Raw genomic sequence first — 8,861 nt, forward strand, 5'->3', positions numbered from 1 at the left:
GTCAGCTCATCTGGTCGATAATTAAAGGTGGCGGGATTGTAGCGAACGCACTTCCCTTTCGGCTAGCTTCCCATGCCGTTTAGGCAGACATCATGCAGCAATGAACACAGCACAAAGGGTGACACAATGACACTTAAGCAGAAGATCCTGTTACTGGGGGCCATCCCCGTGCTGCTGATGGCCCTGGTGGTCAATCTCAGCAACTACCTGGTGGCCAGGAGCGATCTGGAATCGGATCTGGTGGTGGCGCGGGAGAGGGCAATCAAGGAGCGCAAGGCGCTGCTCAGCAGTTATCTGATGCTGGCCAAGACGGCCATCGAGGGCAGCTACGGCAAGCCTGACAGCCCCGAAGTGCGCCAGCAGGTGAAGGAGATATTGCGGCCGCTGCGCTATGGCAGCGACGGCTACTTCTTCGTCTACGACTAACAGGGCAATACCGTGCTGCTGCCGACCCGGCCCGAGATGGAGGGGAAGAACCGCTGGCAGGACAAGGATACCAAGGGTGCCTTCCTCATTCAGGGGATCATCAAGTCGGCGCGGGAAGGAGATGGCTTCTCGGAGTACTGGACCAACAAGCCCTCTATCGGGCGGGATGCCCCCAAGCTCTCCTTCAATCTGGTGCTCGACAAGTATCAGTGGGTCGTGGGCACGGGCTTCTACATCGACGACATCGACAATGAGCTGGCCACCCTGCGCAGCGAGCGGGAGGAGACCATGTATGGCTCCCTGAAAACCGGGGTGCTGTTCATCCTGGTGATCCTGGGGGTGACCCTGGCGGCAACCGTGGTGATCGGCAACCGGGTCACCCGCCCGCTGGCGGATGCGGTTGCCGCACTCAATGACATCGCCGACGGGGACGGGGATCTGACCCAGCGCCTCAAGGTGCAGAGCAAGGACGAGGTGGGGCAGCTGGCCGCCGCCTTCAACCGCTTCGTCGAGCGGATCCAGTCGGTGGTGAGCCAGGTGGGGGAGACCAGCCACCAGTTGCTGGGGGCCGTGGATCGGCTGCATAGCCTGAGCGAGCATGCGGACAGGCAGATGCAGGGCCATGGCAAGGAGACGGATCAGGTGGTGACCGCGGTGACCGAGATGAGCTCCACCGCCCAGGAGGTGGCGGCGAGCGCTTCCAACGCCGCCAGCGCCACCAGCGATGCGGCCCGCGAGTCCGATGCGGCCCGGGGGGTGGTGAACAGCGCCATCGGCAGCATCAACCGGCTGGTGGACGAAGTGCATGTGGCGGCCGGGGTCATCGAGCAGCTCGCCCACGAGACCGGCAAGATAGGCTCCGTGGTGGAGGTCATTCGCGGCATCGCCGATCAGACCAACCTGCTGGCCCTCAACGCCGCCATCGAGGCGGCCCGGGCGGGCGAGCAGGGGCGCGGCTTTGCGGTGGTGGCGGACGAGGTGCGATCCCTCGCGGGCCGTACCCAGCAGAGCACCAAAGAGATCAACGAGATGCTCCAGCGCCTGCAGGGCGGAGTGAAACAGGCGGTGGAGGTGATGCAGGCCAGCGAGGCACGCAGCCAGGAGACGGTGCAGGAGGCGAGCCACATCGCCAGCTCCCTGGACAGCATGGTGGCGGCGGTCGGCACCATCAACGACATGAACATCCAGATCGCCACGGCCGCCGAGGAGCAGCACGCGGTCTCCGAGGAGATCAACAAGAACCTGGTGGCCATCCAGCAGATCGTCAGCGAGCTGACCGAGGCGTCCGGGGAGTCCAGCACCACCACCCGCGCCCTGGCAGGCACGGGTGACAAATTGCGCCAACTCGTCTCCCGCTTCCGTTACTAATCACATTTTTGCCGTCTGGACAGGATTTCCAGACGGCAAATTTGGGGATCGGCGCAGAATGTGTGAAAATCGCGCCATTCGTTCCTTTCGTTAGCCCCAACCCTATGAATGAGATCGTGAAAGGCAGTATCGATTTGATCCGTCAGCTCAACTACGGCCTGGTCTATGCCAGCCTGGAGGAGCACAAGGAGCTGTCCCGTACCGATCTGTCCCGTCTGACCGGCCTGTCGCCGGCCAGCATCACCAAGATCACCCGCGAGCTGCTGGACGGCGGCCTGGTGGTCACCTGCGGCGAGAGCTCGGTGGGGCGTGGCCGTCGCCAGACCCTGCTGCGCATCAACGAGCGCCGCTTCCAGTTTCTCTCCATGCGCCTGGGGCGCGGCTATGTGGACATGGCCCTGTTCGATCTCGCGGGTCACTCCCTGGCACGCCATCGCCATGTCTTCAACGAGGCGGAGCGTGCCGAGCTGCTGGCCAGCCTGGTGCGGGCCATCGAGGGCTTTTTGCCCAAGAAGGCGCTGCGTCTGGCCTGCATCGCCCTCTGCCTGCCCGGCCAGGTGGAGCGCCACTCCGGCATGGTCAAGCATTTTCCCTATTACGATCTGCGCAACTGGCCCCTCGGTCCCACCCTGCAGGAAGCCTTCTCGGTACCCGTGCTGGTGAGCGGCGACGTGCGCACCTGGATCCAGGCCGAGCGGGAGTGGGGCGCCGCCAGGAACTGCTCGGATGCGGTGCTGGTGTTCGTGCACAACGACATCGGGGTCGGCATGGTGGTCAATGGCCAGCTCATCGAGAGCGAGTCGGCTCTGCTCGGGGATCTCAGCCACCTGCAGCTCGAACCCTATGGCCAGCGCTGCTACTGCGGTGGCTTCGGCTGCGCCTGCACCCTCGTGACCAATCAGGCGCTGGAGGCGCAATATCGGGAGCTGCGCGAACGGATGCAGGAGTTCGATCTGCCCGAAAGCGTCACCATACGCGAGCTGTGCGAGCTGGCGCTGGCCGGCAACAGCCTGTGTCAGGACATCCTGCACCAGGCAGCAGGCCGCCTCTCCCGGGTGCTGGCGAACCTCATCTGCCTGCTCAATCCGGGCAAGCTGCTGCTCGGGGGGGAGATCACCCGGGCCGATCGACTGCTCTTCCCCATGTTGCACCAGTCCCTGGCAAGCCAGTTGCCCGCCGAGTACCTGGTGCGCCTGCAGATTGAATCCACCCACTTCTACGAAGATCCCACCAAACCCACCTCGGTGCAGGTGCACAAGGCCCTGCGCGATGGCAGTCTGCTGCTCGACTTGTTGCGAGGCGACAAGGAGGCATGAGGCTCGGGTTGCAAGGACGCTTCCTGCTCATTCTCTGTCTGGTCAGTCTGCTGCAACTGGTGTTGCTGAGCGGGGCCAGCTACTACTATGTCGCCGAGCAGCGCTACCGTGAGGTGGGGGATCAGGCCCTGGATGTGGCACGGCTGGTGGCGCGGGAGTCCGGCGTCATCGCCGGGGTGAAGCGGGCGGATACGGTCCGCCTCAATGCCCTGGTGGAGCGGATCCGCGCCGAGGTCGGGGCCAGCTACATCGTCATCGGGGACAGGCAGGCACGCCGCCTGGCGCACCCCAATGCGGACCGGATTGGCAAACCCATGGTGGGTGATGATCCCGAGCGTGCCCTGCAGGGGGAGGCCTATATCTCCAGGGCCCAGGGGTCCCTCGGGGTCTCGGTGCGCGGCAAGGGGCCCATCCGTGACGAGATGGGCAAGATCATCGGGGTGGTGTCGGTCGGCTATCTGGTGCGGGACATCGATACGGATCTGCAGGACTATTTGCGCTTCGGCCTGGCCATGACCTTGCTCATCGTGCTGCTCAACAGTGTCGCCGCCGCCTGGCTGGCCCGGCGCTACAAGAAGGCGATTTTCGGCTTTGAACCCGAGCAGATGGGGCGTCTCTATGCGGAGCTAGACTGTACCCTGCGCACGGTGCGCGAGGGGATCCTCACCATCGACGAGCAAGGGCGCCTCACCTCTCTGAACCCCAACGGCATCAAGCTGCTGCGCCTGGACGACACCACTGCCCGGGCCGCTATTGGACAGCCCATCGGTCACCTGCTGCCGGGCAGTCGCATGCTCTCCATCCTGCAAGAGCAGACCCCCCAGTTTGACGAGGAGATCGTGCTCAACGGCCAGTCCCTCATCGTCAACCGGTTGCCGCTGGTGCGCGAGGGCAAGCTGATCGGCGCCGTGTCGAGCTTTCGGCGCAAGGACGAGCTGGCGGAACTCAGTGCCCAGCTCTCCCAGGTGCAGGCCTACAGCGATCTGCTGCGGGTGCAGACCCACGAGCACAACAACCAGCTTGGGACCATCGCTGGCCTCATTGAGCTCGGGGCCACCCGGGAGGCGCTCGCCTTCATCGGGCGGGAGGCGGCCACCGAGCAGACCCTGCTCGGCTTCCTGATGGGGGCCATCGCCAAACCCAAGGTGGCGGGGCTGCTGCTCGGCAAATACCACAGGGCCCACGAACTCGGTCTTGAGCTCGTGATCGATCCCGATGCCCGTCTGCACGACATTCCTGCCCGTGTCAGCGGTTCCCAGCTGGTAACGGTGCTGGGCAACCTCATCGACAACGCCTTCGAGGCGACCCGCCGCCACGGTGCGCCCTATCAGCCCATCCGGGTTTCCCTGAGCGATCTGGGGCAGGATCTGGTGCTGGAGGTGGAAGACGGGGCTGGCGGCATCGACCCGCAGTTGGCGGACAGGTTGTTCGAACAGGGGGTCAGTAGCAAGCCCGAGCCAGGACACGGTATCGGGCTCTCCCTGGTGCGCAAGACCCTGGATGCCCTGCAGGGGGAGATCACCATCGAAGCCACGACGCAGGGAAGTTGCGTCGTCTGTTACATTCCCAAGGAGGTGTAAGTGATCAAGATCCTGATCGTCGAGGATGATCCCGCCATTGCCGAGATCCACCGCCGCTTCGTGCAGCGCCTCGCCGGTTTCGAGGTGCTGGGGGTGGCGCTCACCCTGTTCGATGCCAGGGAGCAGATAGGGATCCTCAAACCCGATCTGGTGCTGCTGGATGTCTGGTTGCCCGATGGAGAGGGGTTCTCGCTATTGAGAGAGCTGCGCCAGGCGGGGGCGAGTCTGGATGTGATCCTGCTCACCGCGGCGCGGGAAGCCGCTGCCCTGCAGGAGGCGATGCGCCTCGGGGTGGTGGATTTCATTTTGAAGCCCGTGGTGTTCGAGCGGCTGCGCGACACCCTGGAGAAGTACCGTCAGAGCATCGCCGCCCTGGCGGCGTTGGCCGACATCGACCAGCAGGCGGTGGACACCCTGTTCGGTACGCCGTTGCAGCAGGTGGCGGCAGAGGGACTGCCCAAGGGCATCGATGCTCTCACCCTGCAGCGGGTGCTGACGGCCCTGACTCCGGAGGCCGCCAGTGCCGAGGAGATAGGCTGCCGGATAGGGGTGAGCCGGACCACGGCGCGCCGCTATCTGGAATTTCTGGTGGGGCAGCAACTGGCGAGCCCCGAGCTCGAATATGGCACCGTCGGGCGGCCGGAGCGGCGTTACCGCAAGCCGTGATCCGGTCGTCCGGAACCTGTCGTCCAGACAAGAAAAGAGCGCCTTTCGGCGCTCTTTTTGTCAGGATTTGCTTCCCGTGGGCATCAAGGTCTCTACGCGTGATGGGGCAGGGTTCAGAGGTGGCAGAGGCTCATCGATTCAGTGGCTGGTGGCAAGCTCCCCCTTGGGGGCCCGGCGAGCCTGCCACCACTGCCAGACGGGCAGCAGCAACATGGTCAGGGTGATCACCGTGAAGGCGAGGGTGATGGGGCGCTCCCACAGGAAGCTCAGGCTGCCGTCGTTGATCACCAGGGCCCGGCGCAGGTTGTCCTCCAGCATACCCCCCAGGATGAAACCGAGCAGCATGGGGGCCATGGGGAAGGTGAGCAGGCGCAGGCCGATGGCGATCAGTGCAACGATGGCCATCACATGGATGTCCATGGTGTTGAAGGAGACCAGATAGACCCCGGTCAGGGAGAACAGCAGCACCATGGGGATGAGCACGGGGCGCGGCACCGCCAGTACCCGGGCCAGGTAGGGGATGAGGGGGAGGTTCAGGATCAACAGCACCACGTTGCCCAGATACATGGAGATGATCACCGACCAGAAGACGTCCGGATGCTCCATGAACAGACGCGGGCCCGGCTGGATGCCGTAGGCCACCAGGGCGCCCAGGATGAGGGCCGTGGTGCCGGAGCCCGGGATCCCCAGGGTCAGCAGGGGCACGAAGGAGCCGGTGGAGGCGGCGTTGTTGGCCGCTTCCGGGGCGGCCAGACCGCGCAGGCTGCCCTTGCCGAACTGCTCCTGGCGCTGTTTGCCGGCGATGTTGCGCTCGGTGCCATAGGCCATGAAGGCGGCGATGGTGGCGCCGGCTCCCGGCAGCACGCCGATGAGAAAGCCCAGCACCGAGGAGCGGGCGATGGGGGGCGCTATCTCTCTGACCTCTTCCTTGCTGAGCTTGAGGCTGCCGAGCTGCTGCATCTGCCTGGCCTCTTCCTCGCTGTTGTCCTTGCCGGGGCGCAGCACCGCCATCAGGATCTCCGCGAGGGCAAAGGTGGCCATGGCCAGCAGCAGGAAGGAGAAGCCGTCACGCAGATCCGGCAACCCGAAGGTGAACCTGTCTACCCCGACGCTGCGGTCGATGCCGATGGTGGAGATCATGATGCCGAACAGCGCCATGATCAGCGCTTTGAGCACCTGCCCCTTGCCGGCAAAGGCTGCCACGGCGGAGAGGCCCAGCACCATGAGGGCGAAGTAGTCCGCCGACTGGAAGGAGAGGGAGACCTTGGCCAGCAGGGGCGCCGCCACCATCAGCATGATGGCGGAGAGGGTGCCGCCGGTGAAGGAGGCGTAGGCGGCGATGGCCAGCGCCTTGCCCGCCTGTCCCTTGCAGGCCAGGGGATAGCCGTCGAAGGCGGTGACCACGGTGGCGGAGCAGCCGGGGGCGTTGATCAGGATGGAGGAGGTGGAGCCCCCGAAGATGGCGCCGTAATAGACCCCCGCCATCAAGATGATGCCGGAGGAGGGATCCAGGCCATAGGTGATGGGGATCATCAGGGCGATGGCGGTGACCGGGCCAAGGCCCGGCAACATGCCGATAAAGGTGCCGATGAAGCAGCCAAGCACCACCATCATCAGGTTGACCGGCAGCAGTGCAGTGCCGAGTCCTTGCAAGATTCCGTCTAACATGGTGACTCCTTAGAAACCGAGCAGGGTGAACAGGCGACCCGGCTCCAGATAGACGTTGAGCCCCTTGGTGAGCAGGGCCCAGAAACCGATGGAGAAGGGGACGCTGATCATCAGGCCGTAGCGCAGACTGGGCTCACCGAGCACCCGGATGCCCACACTCAGGAAGGCGATGGTCGAGAGCACGAAGCCAAACCAGGTGAGCCCCAATCCGTAAATGACCATGAGCCCGAGCAGGATGAAGACCCGGCGCCAGTCTCCCTCTTCCCGGCGCAGGGGCTCGCCCCCGGGGAAGAGCACCAGCAGCAGGGAGAGCAGCGTCCCGATCCCTGCCAGGGCATAGGGCAGGGTACTGGCGGTGAAGGGTTCGTATTCGTCGCCGGGGTAGCCCGGTATCTCGGTGGCGTAGTAGCCATAGGTGAGGGAGAGCAGCAGAAACAGCAGGCCCCCCAGTCGCTCCTTGGTGATGTTCATCTCTTGACTCCAACATGGGCGGCGGGCCTGCGCCCGCCTGCGATGTGACAACGAGGGTTACTTGATGAAGCCGAGCTCGCGCATCAGGCCGCCGATCTGCTGCTCCTGGCCGTCGAGGAAGGCGGTGAACTCGGGACCCGACTTGTAGAGGTTGGTCCAGCTGTTGCGGGTGCGGACCACTTCCCACTCCGGCTTGTCGTACATCTGCTTGAGCAGGGCGGCAAACTCGGCGGATTTCTCCGGGCTGATGGTGGGGGAGGCGAAGTAACCGCGCCAGTTGGCGAAGACGGTGGGGTTGTTCTGCTCGCTGAAGGTGGGGATCTGCTCCGCCCCCGGCAGGCGTTTGTCGGAAGTGACCCCGAGGATCCGCATCTGGCCTGACTTGACCGCTTCCATCGCCTCGCCAAAGCCGGTGGAGATGGCCTGGGTCTCTCCGGCCAGCACGGCGGCCATGGCGCTGCCGCCGGCATCGTAGGCGACGTAGCGCAGTTTGCTGGCGTCGGCGCCGGCATTCTTGAAGGTCAGGGCGGCGACCAGGTGATCCAGGCTGCCACGGGCGGAACCCCCGGCAATCTTCACCTTGGCCGGGTTCTCCTCGTAGGCGGCCAGCAGCTGGGCCCAGTTCTGATAGGGGGAGTCCGCCTTCACCGCCAGCGCCTGGTAGTCGGCGATGATGGCGGCCACCGGCGTCAGATCACGGAAGGACTGGGGCAGCTCCTTGGAGAGGGATTTGACGATGATGGGGGTGGAGTTGACCATCAGAGTCTTGTCGGACTGGGCCGAGGTCTCGATGAGGTGGGCGATGGCCTTGGCGCCGCCACCGGCGGACATGTTCTGGTAGGAGACGGTCTTGACCAGACCGGACTTGGCCAGCACTTCACCGGTGCCGCGGGCCGTGGTATCCCAGCCGCCGCCAGCGCCGCCCGGGATCAGGAAGTGGACTTCGTTGATCTGGGCGTGGGCGCCGACGCTCAGTGCGAGCAGACTACCGATCAGGGTACGCTTGAAGGTTCCTTGCAACATGGTGCTCTCCTTGTGATTGTTGCAAGAAGGTTAATTAATCATGTCTGACTGGAAAACAATCTGACCGTAATGGCTATTAAGGCTGTTGTGGCCATTGTGTTCATTCTGGTCATGGGCCGAAGAGGGGGGCGCGTATAGAAACGAGGCGCCCGTGAGCGCCTCGTCCGGCAAGGATCACTGGGTCGGTTTCGCCGCCGATGTGCTGATGTCCTCCTTCGCCTCCTGTTTCAGGGCATCGCTCGCCTGCTGGCGCAGAGCCACCTGCTCCATCTTAAATGCGAAAGGGGACTCCCTCCGACGTAGGTGGGAGAGGAATTTCGCCGGGGCGTCAGCCCCGCTGGTT

Annotated in this window: 6 protein-coding genes and 1 pseudogene; 4 read left to right on the forward strand and 3 right to left on the reverse strand. The window is 64.4% G+C overall.

Translation table 11 applies throughout. From position 1 onward, the window contains the following. The first annotated feature begins 126 nt into the window (after positions 1-126). From PG892_RS15240 to PG892_RS15255, 4 genes and pseudogenes are all read left to right on the forward strand, one after another. Positions 127-1,794, forward strand: a pseudogene (locus PG892_RS15240) (methyl-accepting chemotaxis protein). 104 nt (positions 1,795-1,898) lie between these two features. Further along, positions 1,899-3,110, forward strand: coding sequence for an ROK family transcriptional regulator (locus tag PG892_RS15245; RefSeq protein ID WP_029314606.1), 1,212 nt, complete (start codon positions 1,899-1,901; stop codon positions 3,108-3,110). Beyond that, positions 3,107-4,690, forward strand: a complete 1,584-nt coding sequence (locus PG892_RS15250) for an ATP-binding protein (protein WP_270825558.1) — start codon at positions 3,107-3,109, stop codon at positions 4,688-4,690. Before PG892_RS15245 ends, PG892_RS15250 begins: the two co-directional genes overlap by 4 nt. After that, the gene (locus PG892_RS15255) at positions 4,691-5,356 is read left to right on the forward strand and encodes a response regulator (RefSeq protein WP_052815430.1); all 666 of its coding nucleotides are present in this window, start codon (positions 4,691-4,693) and stop codon (positions 5,354-5,356) included. Positions 5,357-5,494: 138 nt separating this feature from the next. On the opposite strand, the gene PG892_RS15260 is transcribed toward PG892_RS15255, so the two are convergent. From PG892_RS15260 to PG892_RS15270, 3 genes are read right to left on the reverse strand one after another with little or no spacing between them, the layout of a single operon-like run. Then, positions 5,495-7,024: a tripartite tricarboxylate transporter permease gene (locus PG892_RS15260; protein WP_053288415.1), complete on the reverse strand. Its 1,530-nt coding sequence runs from the start codon at positions 7,022-7,024 to the stop codon at positions 5,495-5,497. A gap of 9 nt (positions 7,025-7,033) precedes the next feature. Then, entirely contained in the window at positions 7,034-7,495 is a 462-nt protein-coding gene (locus tag PG892_RS15265) for a tripartite tricarboxylate transporter TctB family protein (RefSeq protein WP_052815428.1), read from the reverse strand. A 57-nt stretch (positions 7,496-7,552) separates the two neighbouring features. Beyond that, complete coding sequence (locus PG892_RS15270; RefSeq protein ID WP_052815427.1) at positions 7,553-8,518, reverse strand: tripartite tricarboxylate transporter substrate binding protein; 966 nt, start codon at positions 8,516-8,518, stop codon at positions 7,553-7,555. Positions 8,519-8,861 lie beyond the last annotated feature (343 nt).

Source organism: Aeromonas sp. QDB68 (assembly GCF_027707405.1).
Classification (GTDB): Bacteria; Pseudomonadota; Gammaproteobacteria; order Enterobacterales; family Aeromonadaceae; genus Aeromonas; species Aeromonas caviae.